We start from the raw sequence: 15,634 nt of genomic DNA on the forward strand, positions 1-15,634 counted from the left end.
TATCTTCTCCATCTATTCTATGAGCTGGCCAGAGACACTGGCGTTGAGGTTTGTGATTTGATCGCATTTAATACGCTCACCAATGTGTTGTGTTCACTTTGCTCATGCGCCTTTAAACTGATAGAGGTGATCTCCCCTTGTGCTGCAAGTCGAGCAATATTGACCGCGATGGCATTAACTTCAATGCGCTTGTGATTTAAATAAATACGATTTTGCTGGTCGATACGAAACAGTGGTACGACTGATTGGTTTAAGGCCTGATGTGATTTCGCGGGTTTATTAATATCAAGTACATGGGCTTTTTGAAAGCTGGCAGTCACGATAAAAAAGATAAGTAAAATAAACACAATATCGAGCATTGGGTTCATGTCTACATCCGAATTAGCAGGAGCTGTGGGCTGATATTTTTTCTTCATTATTGTCACCTTACGTCATTAAACATGGCTATTCAGTATGGGTAAAACGACACAGCGTCCAAAAAGGGGTGAAATCACCAGCAATTAAAATGCGACACGCTAGCCATTATGTTTTGTTTTATCGAGACGCTCAAGAATATTAATGGCACTGGCGTGAGCGTTTTTTGATGCCTGTGTGTGGCCTCCTAGGGCATTTGAAAGCTTGAAGGTATGCTTCATATTATTGAGCAGGTCATGCTTTTTCAGCTTCGAGCCGTCCATTGAAGAAGGCGCCATGAGTATCATCATTTGTGTGGTATTGATAAAGCCTGAATCGAATAACTCGCGAGACATAGCGCCAGCTTCAGCGTCTGAAATATTGTGCACATCGTATTGATTGGCAATAGATTGCCACTTTTCTTGGGCATGTTTTGCATTATCGCTGATTTGCACTTGTGTTGAAGCCGATTGCATGGTGCTTTGTGGTACCTCAACGTCAGAGGGCTTGCTTGATGGGGTGTGTGGCGTATAAAAAGTATGGTGTGTACTGTTTACATTCATGGCTTGCGTATCCTTTGCTTTCGTAGAGTGTAAAAATTAAGCAGGGTTGATGCCATGTATTTACTGACAGTTTTATAAACTTTGTCACAATAGTGAACGTTTATCGAACAGTTTTACGAAGGTCTAAGTGGTTAAATATTAGGTCCTTATTAAGCCACAAGGATGCAAAATGAAACCTTCTATCATAGTTACTGTACTCGCCACTGCTTTATCTCTTGGGACGATTGATGTGTTAGCAAGTGATGGGGCTCTATCTAAAAAAAAATTTACCAAAGTCATGCGTACTGAATTGAGCAAAGGTGAGCCGGGCGCAGCGGCGATTATTAGTAAAGAGGGAGAAGTATTATTTAAAAAAGCCATAGGACGTGGCAATTTGGAGCTCAATGTCCCACTCAAAGCTAAAAGTGTTTTTAAGATTGGTTCTTTGACAAAGCAATTCACGGCCGCAGCCATTATGATATTACATGAACGTGGAAAGCTATCCATTCATGATGATATTCACCAGTATGTGCCTAACTTTCCAACACAAGGGCATGTCGTCACCATTGAACATTTACTCACACATACTTCAGGTATTGCTAATTTCACAGAAGACCTTGCGTTACTTTATAAAGAAGCGCCCGCACCAGCTACATTGGACGAGATCCTAGCACGGTTTGCCCAGCATCCGATGAAGTTTCAACCAGGTGACAGTGTGGCGTATTCTAACACTGGGTATGTGCTGCTTGGAAAAATCATTGAAGTAGCGAGCGGTCAGCCATATGCCGAGTTTCTAGAAGAGCATATTTTTCAAAAATTAGGCATGAAAAATAGCCATTATGCAGGTCGAAAAATCATTAAACATCATGTGTCTGGCTACGATTTAGAGGGTAGTGACTATGTCAATGCACATCATTTGGATACGATTTGGCCGCATGGTTCTGGCGCACTGTCTTCGAATGTGTCAGATATGAGCACTTGGTATCATGCACTGGCGAATGGGCAGCTGATTTCAAAGGCAAGTTATCAAAAAATGACGGCGCCAGTTACTTTGAATGATGGCAGTGTTTCTCCATATGGCTATGGCATTTGGACGTCGACCTTGGGAGATTATCAAATAGTAACCCATAATGGGGCAATCAACGGATTCAAATCAGATGCTTTATATGTGCCGGAAGAAGCACTATATGTCGCCGTGTTATCTAATAATACCAATGTTGTGCCAGAAGTAATGAGCCGTCGTTTAGCAGCCAAAGCTTTAGGCCTGAATGTGCCGAGCTTCAAGGAAGTTGTGATCGATGAAGCGCAAATAAAGGAATTTATTGGACAATATCAAATGCAAAATGGTGCGCATTATAAGGTTATGTGGAATGCCGAAGGCGTATTTTTGGACCGAGGGTACGGTTATTCAGAAGCCATGTTTGCGATGTCTGCAGATAGCTTCTTTTTTGAAGATAATAACGTGTATATCAAGTTTACTAACAATGAAGGTCAGCTGACACTCAATGAGTATATCAACTTTTCTTCAACACCCCACACAGGAGTTAAGCACTAGGTAGTTTATTTAGCGGCCTTCTTAAATATGCAAAAGGCGCTTGTAGCCTTTTGCATATTGTTCGGCTGATTAATTTAACAGTGTTAACTTACTGACACTGCGCACGCCCGGATGACTCATATAGTCATTTTTAATACCCTCAACTCTTAAGCTTTTGCCAATAAGCTGTGGGTTCAACAATGGACTAAATGTATCACGCTGAGATGATTCCAGTTTGATGTATAGCTTATTCCCCGCATTATTCGGATCGCTCAGCTCAAGCGCATACTTATTGTTAATGGGGGCAGTGATGGTGCCTGATAACACAACTGGCTGGCCATTACTCATTGCTCGTACCTCAGATACTGACAGGTCATTGCCTTGATCAGGATTGCTGCCATTGTCGCTCGATACTTGAGTAATACTAGATACCTGACGGACACCTGGTTGACTCATGTAACTATCGCGTACGCCTTTGATCACAAGCGTTGCATTTAGAATATCTGGGTTCAATACCGGACTAAATTCTGCACGTTGACTGCTTTCAAGCTTAATATTAATGGTAAAACTTGGGTCGTTCAGATCTTCTAATACCAGTGCATAGATATTGTTTAAACCAGATTTTACGCGCCCTGTCAGTTCAATCGACTCACTTTGTGCAGTTGCCAAAGCTTGCTCAACGGACATGAAAGACGGTGCAATCTGTAAATCAGTGACATAACGAATACCCGGCTCACCCATGTAACTATTGCGCTTGCCTGTCACTATGATGTTCTGATTTAAAATCGCAGGGTTTAGTTGCGGATTAAAATCAGCCCTTTGATTGCTTTCCAATTTCACATAAATATGCGCAGCGGGATTATTAAGGTCGCTCAGTTCTAGACCATAAATACCGTTGACAGCATTCGTGACTTTACCAATGATAACCAGTGACGTGTTTTGCGCCGCAGCGAGTGCATCACTGACTGAGACTGTATCACCCGGTGTTGGCGTCGGATCTGGGTCTGGATCGGTTTGGCCATCGCCATAAGGGGCATTAAAAGAGTTGTTTTTGTAAGTATCTGTATCCCATGGATTAAAGCCATTTGCTGGGGTGCCCCAAGGCTGTCCATTATTTGGATCAGACATTTCTTGGATATCCATCGGTGTCGGTGTCGCAACACCGCTAGTATGGCCATTTTGTCCATCAAAGTACTGGTAGCTTTCAGGTGTTGCAAGCCAGTTTATGATGTTGACGGCAAGCACTGAGGCATGGCCAGGGTCTGTCCATCCCGGGTAGGTTTTTTTGGTACTGCCGCTGTCTTGGCGACGATATTTAGGCGTGGCATCTTCAATTGGAGAGGAGTCGCCAATAAAGGCTGCTTTACCGGCACCAGATTTTGCAATCGCGACATAAGGCCCTTCGGCTTTGCCACCAAAATATAATCCGTCATCTTTGGCATGTCGCCACTTCACGGGGGTATCAGTTTCTGAAAAATAAACTAAGCCTTTGGCTTTTTGTGGGTCGACAATCGCAAGTGTCGCACCTGCGGCCATAAGAATAGGGTCAACGCCTTGGGTGATCCCTTCAGTTTGTGTGCTTGGCTCTACACCACTGACACCTTGCTTGTAGTCTACGCCATTGAAGCGAAAACGGATCCCGAAGTTTTCGACTAACCAACCTGCATAGGCTGATTTTGGATTACGCCAGTCGCCATAAGCGCCACCCATGTTGTATTTGCTTAAGTCTGAGCGGTTATAACCATTGAAGACTTCAGTGGCATCCCATGTATTGAGATTACGGTCAGCATCATAATGATCGGCGACGAAAAATATCCCTTTGCCGCTTGCAACGTATTGCTCAAGCGCAGCCTGCTCTGCAAGCGTAAAAGGCCTGTTTGTTTCTGCGAGGACAAAGACGTCCGAGTCTTTAATTGCGTCATAAGTAATGATGGCTTCGTTGTTTTGATTGCCTGTGCGGTCGTCAAAAAAGCGAATACGGCCATCGTTATTTAGGTCAACACCGCGATACTCTTTTACCGTGTAGCCTTGCTGGACTAGTGCATCTGCAAAATCAGAAAACGCACCATCGATAACCCAGTCTGCATTGCCTTCGACACCGCCGTGGGATACGTCAAAGTACACGGTTTTACCGTTGTTGTTTGCGGCACTCGGTACTTTGACTGGTGCAGTATTATTCCAATCATAGGCGGCTGCCATGGCAAAGCCAGAATGTACAAGCATGCCTGCACTGAGCAATACCGAAAGGGTCAGTTTATTTACAGTCATTTTTCAATTCCCGTTGGTTTGGTTTGTTGTTACAGCCAACTTCCAAATAGCTGTAGAGGAGGAGAGGTATGCATTTAGGCATACCTCAATTGGGTCTTTTTCTGGGTTTTATTATTGGTTTTGAGATAAGTTCAATAGGTACAGTGCAAAGCCGTCTTCATTGGTTTTGTCCAGTGGTTGGATATGACCAAACTGTTCACTGTAAGCTTCTGCATTGGCACTGTTAGAGGTTGTGAATTGGATCTGGACGTTTTCAATCGCGGTAAATGACCAGTTCATATCAGCTGATGGATCAAGACCTTTGCCATCATTTGCCTCACTTTGATGCGTAATATAGTTTGCGACCACTTGGCGGTTTTCATCAGGTGAGTCGACCACGATTTTATCTGCGCCAATTGCAGGGAAGTTACCGCCGCCGGATGCACGATAGTTATTAGTGACAACAAGGAACTCTTGCCCATCAGCAACGGGCTTATCTTGGTAAGATAGCGCCACAATACGCTGACCATCAGAGACTTTCTCACCTTTACTGTTGTATCTTGCAGGCTGAGTGAGGTCGATTTGGTAGGTCACACCATCGATAACATCAAAGTTGTAAGACGGGAAATCTGGATTGATTAAAGACTGCATATCCGCAGAGTCTGGGTTGATTTGATTAAATTGCCCAGCAGACATTTCTAGCCACTCTTTCACCTGAGTGCCGTTTAGTTTTAGCACTTTTAGGATGTTAGGGTAAATATACAGGTCTGCTACGTTACGATAGGCAATGTCACCTGTGGCGATGTAGGTATAGTCGTCTGCACCGCCACGACCAGCTCTAAATGGCGCACCGGCGGAGAGAATTGGCAGGCCTTCTAATTCAGTGCCTTGCACTATTTTTTGCGTGTACCAAGCTTGGGCATCGGTGACGATTTGAATTGAAGGATCATCATTGACCAGCGCAAAGAAGCTATTAACTTGATTGGTCACTTTTGCAAAAGGCTTGTTGACCCAAGTTCGGGTTTCTTCGTGCTCATGGTACACAGCGGCTTCAACATCAGCGTCATTATCAACTAATGCAGTGATGTTTCTATCGGCATCTTGCTCAAATATCGGCATCAAAGAAGACTGAGAATCAGTCACTTGCCAAGCACCTGCTTGATAGGTCAACGTGACATCAATCACCCCTAAGTGATTACCCCAAAAGCCCGGCATGACCGCTGCCACACCATTGATGGTGCCTTTTTCTAGATCGATGCCTTTATCTTCCATCCCCTCGTAGCGCGAGCTTGGGAAGTTTGCATGAGCGTGACCAAACATGATTGCATCTATGCCTTCCACTTTTGATAGATGATAACTGGCGTTCTCTTTTTTATCCGTGTGTGCTGAGGTATCCAATCCTGAATGTGGGATCGCAATAATAATATCCGCGCCTTTTTCTTTCATTTCTGGCACATATTTATTGGCCATAGCAATGATGTCTTTGGCGATAACTTTACCTTCAAGGTTGGCCTTATCCCACTGCATGATCTGTGGCGGTACAAATCCGATGTAACCGACCTTTATGGTGTGTGTGTTTCCGTCATTATCTACAAATGCTTTATCTTGAATAAGGTAGGGTGAGAAAAGCGGCTCGTCGTTACTTTCGTCCTCATCGCCATCGTATTTAAAGACGTTGGCTGAGATGTATGGGAAGTTGGCATCATCGATGGCTTCTTGTAAAAATTCTAAACCAAAATTGAACTCATGATTACCGATGTTTGCAACGTCATAGTCTAAGGTATTCATGGCTTTGTACACTGGATGCACTTCACCGTCTTGAAGGTTTTTAATTTTCGCCATATAGTCACCCAGTGGACTACCTTGAATTAAGTCACCATTGTCTACTAGTACAGAGTTTTGTACTGCATTTCTTGCTTTGTGAATTAATGCCGCAGTTTTAACCAAGCCAACCTTGTCATCTTGGCTGTCAGAAAAGTAGTTAAAGTTTAAAACATTGGCATGTAAATCTGTGGTTTCAAGTAAACGCAGCTCGATAGCGGTGCCCGCAATCACTTCTTGATTTGGCGTTTTTGCTTGTGCTTTAACATCATTATCATTTGAATCAAAACACCCGGTCAGTAATGAGCTTGCACCACATAAAATTGCCAGCGGCAGTAATTTTGTTTTCATATTCCTTTCCATTTATCGGTTTTAGTGCCGCTACTATAGAGAGCGAAAAAGACAAATAGGCTAAGGAAAAATGGCAAGTTGGTTCCAAAATTATGACAAAATAATGAGAGGCTGCTATGCATTGGCTAGATGCAGGTAAGGTTTGTTATTTCTTTAATTTTAATGACTTTTTTCATATTTTTCATCACCAAAAGTCAACTCGGTATGTATGGGGTTACGCGGTTCTGATTGAGCAGATATCAGCTCGAATAAACCGTTTAATAAGCATTGGTGTGGCTTTGTGAAGTCGATATCAAAAGCGTTGTGCCAAGGTTTTGGTGACTTTGGTTAGGTACGGAGCCGTTTGTGTTTTTAATGCGCTAGTGAATGTTCCAGCCGACGTTCGTGCGCTTTTTTCACTGAATATCAGAATCGAGCAATACTGTTTATCAATTTAAAGCACATAAATTTACTGGGTAAGTATGGGCGATGTTTATGCATGATTTCTTTGAAACATTTTGTCTGGGGCAGGCTAAACGCATCTAGTTACCTGCCTTTTGTAGAATAGATACGTTATTTGCTCACTTTCTCATTAAATCGGGTATACCCTTTGTGCGCTATTTTCCACTTGCCTTCTACCTCGAGAAAAAATAAATAGTCTGTATAGGCGATACCTGTTTCAATATTGACGTTATAAACTTTCGCAATTGCAGAGTCACGAGTAATGTCAATAAAGTAGATTTTTGTTTTTAACTTTTCTGGCTCACGAGATTTTAAACCTTCCGCTAATTTACTGCCTTCAAATTTCCAAGGTTTACCTCTGACATTGCCTATCATATCCATATTAGGCAAAAAAACGTTGTGTAAATTTTCCGGTTTTGCTTCGGAAAATGCTTGGAAATAGGTATGGATAACTTCTCTGATTTTTACTTCATCGTCGGTTTGAGCCCAGCTAATAGAGGTATGAAGTAGCGTGAGGAATAATAAGCAATATCGCGTTGCAGTTTTCATGTATAAATCCTTCTTATTCTTTATAGTTAGTAGCATCATACGATGCTTAAGGGAGTGTCTCTAATAGCCTAGAATGTTAATGTATGAGGTACAAGTCGAGTTGGCTTAATAAATAGGCAGTCTAACGATAAATTACAAGAGGCATGGACGTGATAAACTTGAAATGGATGACCGAAAATAGGCCATCCAATGGTTTTTTCGGGCTATAAATTACCGGTATTTACCAACTGATGAAGCTCCTCAAGTGAAGCCGCAATTTTTACGCCTGGTACATTAGTACCGATGGTTGCTTCAAATGAGCCTTCAACTTGTGACCGAAATGAGGTAAAAGATATGCGGTAGACGCCACGAACAAGAGATTCCGTAGGGTTGTTTAAGTTTGTGGTTTGCCTAAGCAGGGAGTTGTAGTATGCGCCACTTGGGTTAGCGGGTAATTCTCGCGTGTCATCATTGTACCCGAGCGGTTGCAATACTTTTCCGCCCTGAGCAATGCTTTTACTATCTATGATATTCATACGATCAAACACAATGTAAGTATCGAAAAACTTTGCTTTGTCTTTTTCCATACCTGGTGCAAAGTTGGTATGGACAAAGTCTTTATCCGTTGGCTGTGATTCAACGGGAGATTGCATTGAAATACCAATCTCATCTACAGCAGCTGGTACCCATGCATATAAGTAATAGGTATCTTTGCCTTTATACACGCCCTCAGGCTGTACAGTGGCATCAACGTAGCCAAAATAATTCACGTAATTGGCATAAGGGGCGCGCACTTCCAGTGGTCCAACCCCTTCAGAAATAGAGCTTTTTAAATAGGGTGACGATGAAGTACTCATACATGCAGTTAAAGTAGTGAGAGAAAGTACAGCAATTACCTTTCCAGTGGATTTAAGCGTCATTAAATAACTCCTTGTTCTGATTAAAATCAAAGCAAGCATAGTTGTGTTTTAAGGCATTGCAATGTGAATTGGGTGGTTTTTTTCTTACAGAGAGGATGCCGGTATTTTACGTGATTAAATGCTTTATTCGGACAGGTGTTTTAGGTACATTGAATATAAATCAAAAGGGATAAATACCAATCACTTAGTGGATTTGATGCAAGTAGATCTGCAATGTGTCAATGCACTATTTAGCTGTGGAGAAGCAATCATGTCAAAGGTAGTCATCATACTTGGTGGGTATGGTAATTTTGGTAAACGCATTGCTGAGTCATTATCACATCATGACATTACTTTGCTGATAGCAGGAAGAAACGAGGCTAAGGCGCAGCAATGTATTGCACAGCTGCAAAACCAATCACGTGCAGTGCTCAAGCCTTGGCAAGTGGATATTCACGCAGATGACTTTACCGAACGACTTGCTGCCCAGAATCCTTTTATGGTGATCCATACCAGTGGACCTTACCAAGGTCAGAATTATACTGTGCCGCAAGCGTGTATCGCTTCTGGCGCTCATTACATAGATTTGGCCGATGATAGACGGTATGTGTGCGATATTAGCGCTCTTGATAGGGCTGCGAGCACTAAAGGGGTGTTGATTGTCAGCGGTGCCAGCTCAGTACCTGGGTTATCCTCAGCTGTCATTGATAAATACTCAATTGCTTTCAAGCGTATTCAAAGTATCGATATTGCCATTGCTCCGGGAAACCAAGCGCAAAGAGGTGTGGCGACAATTGCAGCCATTTTAACCTATACAGGTCATCCATTTGAGGTGTTTAAAGAGGGACGGTGGCAATCAATCCATGGTTGGATGGATGCAAAGAGTCATGACTTTGGAGGTATCGCCAAACGCCGACTTTTAGCCAATGTCGATGTGCCAGATTTGGCACTTTTCCCTAAGCGGTATGCTGTCGCTGATCGAGTGAGCTTTCAAGCCGGGTTGGAGCTGCCATTGTTGCATTGGGGCATGGTGGGGATGGCTGCATTAGCTAAGTGGGGCATAGTAAAAAATTGGTCTCCACTTGCAAAACAGTTAGATAAACTGAGTAATTGCTTTTTACATTTTGGTAGTGATATTGGTGCTATGGAAGTATCTATATCAGGGCTAGCAGAGAGTGAAAAACCGCGTAAAGTGACTTGGCGTCTTTATGCTCCAAATGGACAAGGGCCTTATATTCCAACACTTTCCACCATTATTATTGCAAAAAAGCTCCTCAATGGAACACTGGATAAAACGGGGGCGCTTCCCTGTTCAGGGTTGTTAGAGTTATCTGAATTTGAGCCGTATTTTAAAAAATTTGAAATATATCAAAAGACGCAGGTGGAGGAGTGATGGAACCGTACTTTATCGCAAAGTTTATTCATATTTTGGCCGCGATAGTGGTGATGGGGACAGGCGCGGGCATTGCTTTTTTTATGTTTATGGCGAACCGCTCCAACAATCCACAAGCAATTTATGTGACAACGCAGCATGTTGTTTTAGGAGATTGGCTATTCACAACCCCAGCGGTGATAACGCAAATAATCAGTGGCCTATACTTGATGCATTTGCTCGGGTACGCTTTTGACTCTCCTTGGTTTTTAACGGTTGCAGGGCTGTTTGCGTTCATAGGCTTATGCTGGCTTCCTGTGTTGAAAATACAGTATCGCCTGCGTGCGTTGGCACAGATCGAACTGCAAAAAGGTGAAGTCTCCGCCGAGTTTAAAAAACTGATGCGACGGTGGACGTTATTGGGTATTCCTGCGTTTGCAGCCATTTTGATACTACTTGCCTTGATGGTATTTAAGCCTTTATCGGTCGTGTGATTATGATAATGAAAGCCCATAAACTTGACCTGTATGCGAGTTATAGCTTAGCGTTTGTGTGGGTGTTTACCGGTCTTACATCGGTATTTTTTGCCCCTGAGGTTGGCTTTGATATTTTGGTAAGGGCAGATATTACAGGGCTTGTTGCACAGGCGGCTGTGTATGGCGGTGGCGCACTAGATGTTGCGCTAGGGTTGTGGATTTTGACAAGGCGCTATATTAGATTATGTTGCTTGGTGCAGGTGAGTGTGATCCTCGTGTACAGTGCTCTTTTGACTCTTATTGATGCTTCATTTTGGTTGCACCCTTTTGGTCCTGTGACTAAAAACTTCCCTATCATCCTACTTATTATGTGTGTTTATCACAATGCCGCTGAAAGTGAGAAGTAGTGCGATTTATGTGTTCGGCATATTCGATGTTTTGAATATTATCCGCCATCTATCTATATTTTATAAGTATCGTAACAATGAGGAGGTGGTGTGCGAACAGCTGCTCAGTTTATCTTGGTTGGACTGTTATCCAGTTCAGTGGTTGCGGCACCGCTTGATGAGATAATCAAAGAGGCGGAGGATTACTTGCGTGTCGAACCTTCCCGCTCATTAAAGCTACTCAACGCGATACCTCATGTGCATTCGTTAACCGATATTCAGCAATTGAGATGGCATATAGCGGCCATGCGAGCGTCAGTACCCACGGGGGATATGACACAGCTAATTGATTCTTTAGAGGTGATCTTTCACCACCAAAAACACCCTTATTTTATTGATAAATTGGTTTCTATCACCAGTGCGACAGGTATTTGGCTGCGAAAAAAACACTATATCAATGATGCGCAAATCAGCCTTGAATGCTCTTACAAGCATGCCATCAATGATCGTCAAAAACTGACGATAACTAACAGCCTCGCGTTGCTTGCACGGCAGCTTGATGAGTTAGAAAAAGCCAAGTCGTTATATGTCAAAGCGAAGCGGCTTGCACGTGTCGCGGATAGAAAAAATTTACTGGCAATCATAGAGAATAACCAAGGCATGATAGCGTTAGAGGAGGGGAATATTGGGCAAGCTGAACAGCACTTTAGAATCGCGTTAGCGGGGTATCAAAATATAGATAAGCGTTCAGGTCAAATATCAGCGGGTATTAATTTATTGTTTGTTTTTGCTGTTCAGCAGCAGTGGGTGAATTTTCAAAGGCTGTATAGTCCGACTGAAACCTTGGCACAGGCTTTTCCCAACAAAGCTAAACAGGCATTATTATTATGGCTTAATACCCGTTTTAAACATATGCATGGAGAGCCTTTATCTCGAGAAGAAAAAGCGCAGCTTATCAGTGCGTATAACCAATTAGATGACGATAGAATTAGAGCCTTGGTATCGCTGCATTTGACTTCAGGCATGGATATATCAGTCCCAGTGATTGAGAAGCCAAAAATCAAACGTTTTAATCGCCCCTGGTTCGAAAAAGTAAAGCGCTGTGAATGGTGAAATGCGTATTTATTTTGGCTGGTCTGACATACTCATCAATGCCGTACAGCAAACGCGGCATTCATTAACAGGGGAATCAGCTAGAGATTAATAATCTTGACACCAGCCACGTGTATTACAGCCTTTGTATGGCGTTGTGATACATGGCCCATTCGTCCAACATGGCATTTGGCCAGACTGACACCAATAATCTTTAGATTCAATGGCACCGCCCCCTACTTGCTTTGTCGCATCTGAGTTAATTTGCTTTTGGCTAAGTTGCTTAATGCCTTTTTTATTTAATTTTAATTTCATGTTATATCCTTCTGTTTGTTTTTTGTACTGCGCGCTTAGAGTCACAATTTACCCAATATCAGTCAATTGCAATTTTTTGATAATCGTACTTTTAGCTTAGTTGGTATGTGGATTGCTAGTGTTTAATTGTTGATGATGTGACCATGAAATGACACAAATACACTCAGTCATCGGGTGTGGTGGTGATTAGTCGCAGTTGCTTTGAATCGCAGTTCAGTTTAAGGCATCTTAGAATTGACGATAAAATTGATATAACATAACAAAATCAATCGCCTTAAGAGGGATACATTAAGTATTCAGGCGGTGAGTATAAAATTAAGAGTTTGATTATGAAAAATAACAACAAACTATCACTGACATTGCTTGGCGCTCAAATGCTTGCTTTACCCGCGCTGGCAAGTGATATTAATACTGACAAGACGTGGCAGTATGAAGATGTATTCAATATCGAGTATGCAGCGGCGCCACAAGTACACCCTGATGGTTACAAGGTTATTTATGAGCGCAGAGCCATGGATATTATGGCTGACAGCACACGCATAAATTTATGGGAAGTGGATTTAAAAACCAATACACATCAACCGGTTTTATCTGGTAAAAATCAGTACCGTAGTGCCAAGTATTCACCAGATGGCAAGCGACTCGCTTATATCACCAATGCTGAAGGCGATAATCAATTATATGTACGCTGGTTAGATTCGGGACAAACCGCACGTGTTACCAACGTACATCAAAGTGTTGGTAACATAAGTTGGTCACCTGACGGTAAGTGGATTGCATTTACCATGTTTAAGCCCGAGAGCAAAAGTGGTCTGTTTAAGGATATGCCTAAAAAGCCGAAAGGCGCGCAATGGGCTGGGAATGCAACTTATATTGACGAGATGATTTATAAGCGTGATGGCGGCGGCTTTGTTAAGCCGGGTTATCATCATGTGTACGTGGTGCCAGCTGAAGGGGGAACGCCGCGTCAATTAACGCAAGGTGCGTTCCATCATCGTTCATACCTCACTTGGAGTGAGGATGGTAAATCACTCTATTTTAACGCTAACCGACACGATGATTGGCAAAATAAACCGCGCCAGTCAGACATATACCGCGTGGATATTCACGATCGTCAGATAACACAAATCACGGATGTGAATGGCCCAGAATATCGCCCCAAAATTAGTTATCAAAGAGATAAGGTTGCTTATTTAGGTTATGAAAATAAGCACTTATCAAGTCAAAACTTTGATATTTTCATGATGGATTTAGATGGTAAAAACCCCGTTAACCTAACCGCTTCGCTAGACCGCCCAATTAGCTCACATCAGTGGGATAAAAAAGGGCGCGGGCTTTATTTTAGTTATGATGATCATGGTCAAAAGTATGTGGGTCACGTTACTTTAAAGGGCAAAGTGACGGAAAAGCTGGCTAAACTAGGCGGGCAGTCTTTAGGGCGTCCATACACATCTGGTCAATTTGCCGTTGCAGGCAGTAATCGTTTGGTAGTGACAACTGGTGATACAGAGCGCCCAGCTGATCTGGCCTTGGTTGATAAGCGCCAGAAGGTCACTCAGCTTACAGATTTAAATGCTGACTTACTAGATCACAAAAATATTGCAAAAGTTGAGCCTATCACTGTAAAGTCATCTGTGGATGGTCGTGATATTCAAGCTTGGTATGCATTACCGCCTAACTTTGATGCCACTAAAAAGTACCCAATGATTTTAGAGATCCATGGCGGGCCACATACGGCATATGGGCCAAACTACAGTACAGAAGTACAGCTGATGGCATCTAAGGGCTATGTTGTGGTATGGGCAAACCCACGAGGCAGTACGTCTTATGGTCAGGAGTTTGCAAACCTAATTCATCATGATTACCCATCAAAAGATTACAATGACTTGATAGATGTTGTAGATGGTATGGTCGCTAAAAAGTTTGTTGATGAAGATAATTTATTTGTCACAGGTGGTTCTGGCGGCGGTGTGTTAACAGCGTGGATCATTGGTAATACAGATCGCTTTAAAGCGGCGGTGGTTGCCAAGCCTGTGATCAACTGGATAAGCTTTGCTTTAACTGCAGATGCCTACAACTACTATGCGAAATATTGGATGCCGGGCATGCCATGGGAAGCAACAGAGCATTTATGGAAGCATTCACCTTTGTCGCTGGTGGGGAATGTGAAAACACCAACCATGTTGTTAACGGGTGAGAATGACTACCGCACTCCGATGAGCGAAACAGAGCAATACTATCAAGCATTGCAGTTACGTAATGTGGAAACCGCCATGGTACGTATTCCTAAAGCGGGTCATGGTATTGCTGCAAGGCCAAGTAACTTGATCCAAAAAGTGGGTCATATTGTGGCGTGGTTTGAAAAATACCGCAAAGCGGATAAATAAAAATATAATAGGGCAGTGTTTTGCTGCCCTAACTTTAGTTAAGCCAGACTCACTTGTGGCTTCCCCTCGACAGACACACTGCGTTTGGCAACTAGCCATAAGCTGACGGTGATGGTGATGCTCATCATGACAAAAATAGCCAACATAATCATCAGTTGATATTTAATCGCCACCATAGGCGATGCCCCACCGAGGATTTGACCTGTCATCATACCTGGAATTGTCACCAGTCCCGTCGTTGCCATTGTGGCGAGAATGGGTGACATCGCCTTGGTCAAAGCATCCTGTACAAAAGGTTTTGTCGCATCGCTTGGTGATGCGCCCAGCGCCAATGCGGCTTGATACTCGGGCCAGCGTTCTTGCAGTGCACTAAAGTAACTTTGTAGGCAGATGATATTGCTAGAAATGCTGTTGCCAAGGAGCATACCGGCTAAAGGGATAACGTAGCGGGCATGGTAAAAAGGTTCTGGCTGAATAATGCCCAAGGCAAGAATAGCCATTAGCGGCAAGAGCCCCGCAACTAAGCTAAGCACCACAGGAAATAAAATCATAGATTTTGGAAAAGGCACCTTGTTGATAATGGCACTGCTGCCGACAAGTACCATGGCCATCATCCAGGCGAGGTTTACCCAAACACTGTTGAGATCGAAAAGTAACTCTAGGTATAGGCCGATTAAGATGAGCTGTAATGTCATTCTACTCAGGCTGATTATGGTTTCTTTTAATAAGCCCAGCTGATAGTGCCTATTTATATAATAAGGGATGATCAACGTGAGGCTGAAAAGAGCCAACTGCCACCATTGAATATCTATGACGCTTTGCATACTGCCAACTACTTTGTCTGAGCCTA

General features: G+C 43.0%; 14 protein-coding genes. 6 read left to right on the forward strand and 8 right to left on the reverse strand.

Annotated features, from left to right (window positions below; genetic code table 11):
• Window positions 1-17 precede the first annotated feature (17 nt).
• Window positions 18-416 (reverse strand): ExbD/TolR family protein, encoded by a 399-nt coding sequence (locus tag AC2CZC_RS09420; protein WP_484584611.1) that lies wholly within the window; start codon window positions 414-416, stop codon window positions 18-20.
• Window positions 417-515: 99 nt separating this feature from the next.
• The gene (locus AC2CZC_RS09425; protein ID WP_484584612.1) at window positions 516-956 is read right to left on the reverse strand and encodes a hypothetical protein; all 441 of its coding nucleotides are present in this window, start codon (window positions 954-956) and stop codon (window positions 516-518) included.
• Window positions 957-1,125: 169 nt separating this feature from the next.
• Here AC2CZC_RS09425 and AC2CZC_RS09430 point away from each other — a divergent pair, with 169 nt between their 5' ends.
• On the forward strand, window positions 1,126-2,490 hold the full coding sequence (locus tag AC2CZC_RS09430; protein WP_484584613.1) for a serine hydrolase domain-containing protein: 1,365 nt from the start codon (window positions 1,126-1,128) through the stop codon (window positions 2,488-2,490).
• A 69-nt stretch (window positions 2,491-2,559) separates the two neighbouring features.
• Here the strand turns inward: AC2CZC_RS09430 and AC2CZC_RS09435 are convergent, their stop codons facing one another.
• From AC2CZC_RS09435 to AC2CZC_RS09450, 4 genes are all read right to left on the reverse strand, one after another.
• Window positions 2,560-4,737: a DUF6359 domain-containing protein gene (locus AC2CZC_RS09435; protein WP_484584614.1), complete on the reverse strand. Its 2,178-nt coding sequence runs from the start codon at window positions 4,735-4,737 to the stop codon at window positions 2,560-2,562.
• A gap of 111 nt (window positions 4,738-4,848) precedes the next feature.
• Window positions 4,849-6,888 carry a bifunctional 2',3'-cyclic-nucleotide 2'-phosphodiesterase/3'-nucleotidase gene (locus AC2CZC_RS09440; RefSeq protein ID WP_484584615.1) on the reverse strand — a complete coding sequence of 680 codons (2,040 nt, stop codon included), beginning with the start codon at window positions 6,886-6,888 and terminating at the stop codon, window positions 4,849-4,851.
• Window positions 6,889-7,440: 552 nt separating this feature from the next.
• Window positions 7,441-7,878, reverse strand: coding sequence for a nuclear transport factor 2 family protein (locus tag AC2CZC_RS09445; RefSeq protein ID WP_237136910.1), 438 nt, complete (start codon window positions 7,876-7,878; stop codon window positions 7,441-7,443).
• Window positions 7,879-8,081: 203 nt separating this feature from the next.
• Entirely contained in the window at window positions 8,082-8,777 is a 696-nt protein-coding gene (locus tag AC2CZC_RS09450) for a LipL32 family surface lipoprotein (RefSeq protein ID WP_484584616.1), read from the reverse strand.
• A 250-nt stretch (window positions 8,778-9,027) separates the two neighbouring features.
• Here AC2CZC_RS09450 and AC2CZC_RS09455 point away from each other — a divergent pair, with 250 nt between their 5' ends.
• The 4 genes from AC2CZC_RS09455 to AC2CZC_RS09470 all read left to right on the forward strand — a co-directional run bounded on the left by AC2CZC_RS09455 (window position 9,028) and on the right by AC2CZC_RS09470 (window position 12,103).
• Window positions 9,028-10,149 carry a saccharopine dehydrogenase family protein gene (locus AC2CZC_RS09455; protein WP_484584617.1) on the forward strand — a complete coding sequence of 374 codons (1,122 nt, stop codon included), beginning with the start codon at window positions 9,028-9,030 and terminating at the stop codon, window positions 10,147-10,149.
• The gene (locus AC2CZC_RS09460) at window positions 10,149-10,622 is read left to right on the forward strand and encodes a DUF2269 family protein (RefSeq protein WP_484584618.1); all 474 of its coding nucleotides are present in this window, start codon (window positions 10,149-10,151) and stop codon (window positions 10,620-10,622) included. Before AC2CZC_RS09455 ends, AC2CZC_RS09460 begins: the two co-directional genes overlap by 1 nt.
• Before the next feature lie 8 nt (window positions 10,623-10,630).
• Window positions 10,631-11,011: a DoxX-like family protein gene (locus AC2CZC_RS09465; RefSeq protein WP_484584619.1), complete on the forward strand. Its 381-nt coding sequence runs from the start codon at window positions 10,631-10,633 to the stop codon at window positions 11,009-11,011.
• A 90-nt stretch (window positions 11,012-11,101) separates the two neighbouring features.
• Window positions 11,102-12,103, forward strand: coding sequence for a tetratricopeptide repeat protein (locus tag AC2CZC_RS09470; RefSeq protein WP_484584620.1), 1,002 nt, complete (start codon window positions 11,102-11,104; stop codon window positions 12,101-12,103).
• An 87-nt stretch (window positions 12,104-12,190) separates the two neighbouring features.
• Here the strand turns inward: AC2CZC_RS09470 and AC2CZC_RS09475 are convergent, their stop codons facing one another.
• Window positions 12,191-12,397, reverse strand: coding sequence for a hypothetical protein (locus tag AC2CZC_RS09475; RefSeq protein ID WP_063361124.1), 207 nt, complete (start codon window positions 12,395-12,397; stop codon window positions 12,191-12,193).
• A 329-nt stretch (window positions 12,398-12,726) separates the two neighbouring features.
• On the opposite strand from AC2CZC_RS09475, the gene AC2CZC_RS09480 reads away from it, so the two are divergent.
• Complete coding sequence (locus AC2CZC_RS09480) at window positions 12,727-14,784, forward strand: S9 family peptidase (protein ID WP_484584621.1); 2,058 nt, start codon at window positions 12,727-12,729, stop codon at window positions 14,782-14,784.
• A gap of 38 nt (window positions 14,785-14,822) precedes the next feature.
• On the opposite strand, the gene AC2CZC_RS09485 is transcribed toward AC2CZC_RS09480, so the two are convergent.
• A complete protein-coding gene (locus AC2CZC_RS09485; protein ID WP_484584622.1) occupies window positions 14,823-15,608 on the reverse strand; it encodes an ABC transporter permease in 786 nt (261 codons plus the stop codon).
• Window positions 15,609-15,634: the final 26 nt, after the last annotated feature.

The sequence above is a fragment of the Pseudoalteromonas sp. MMG033 genome (assembly GCF_057197785.1).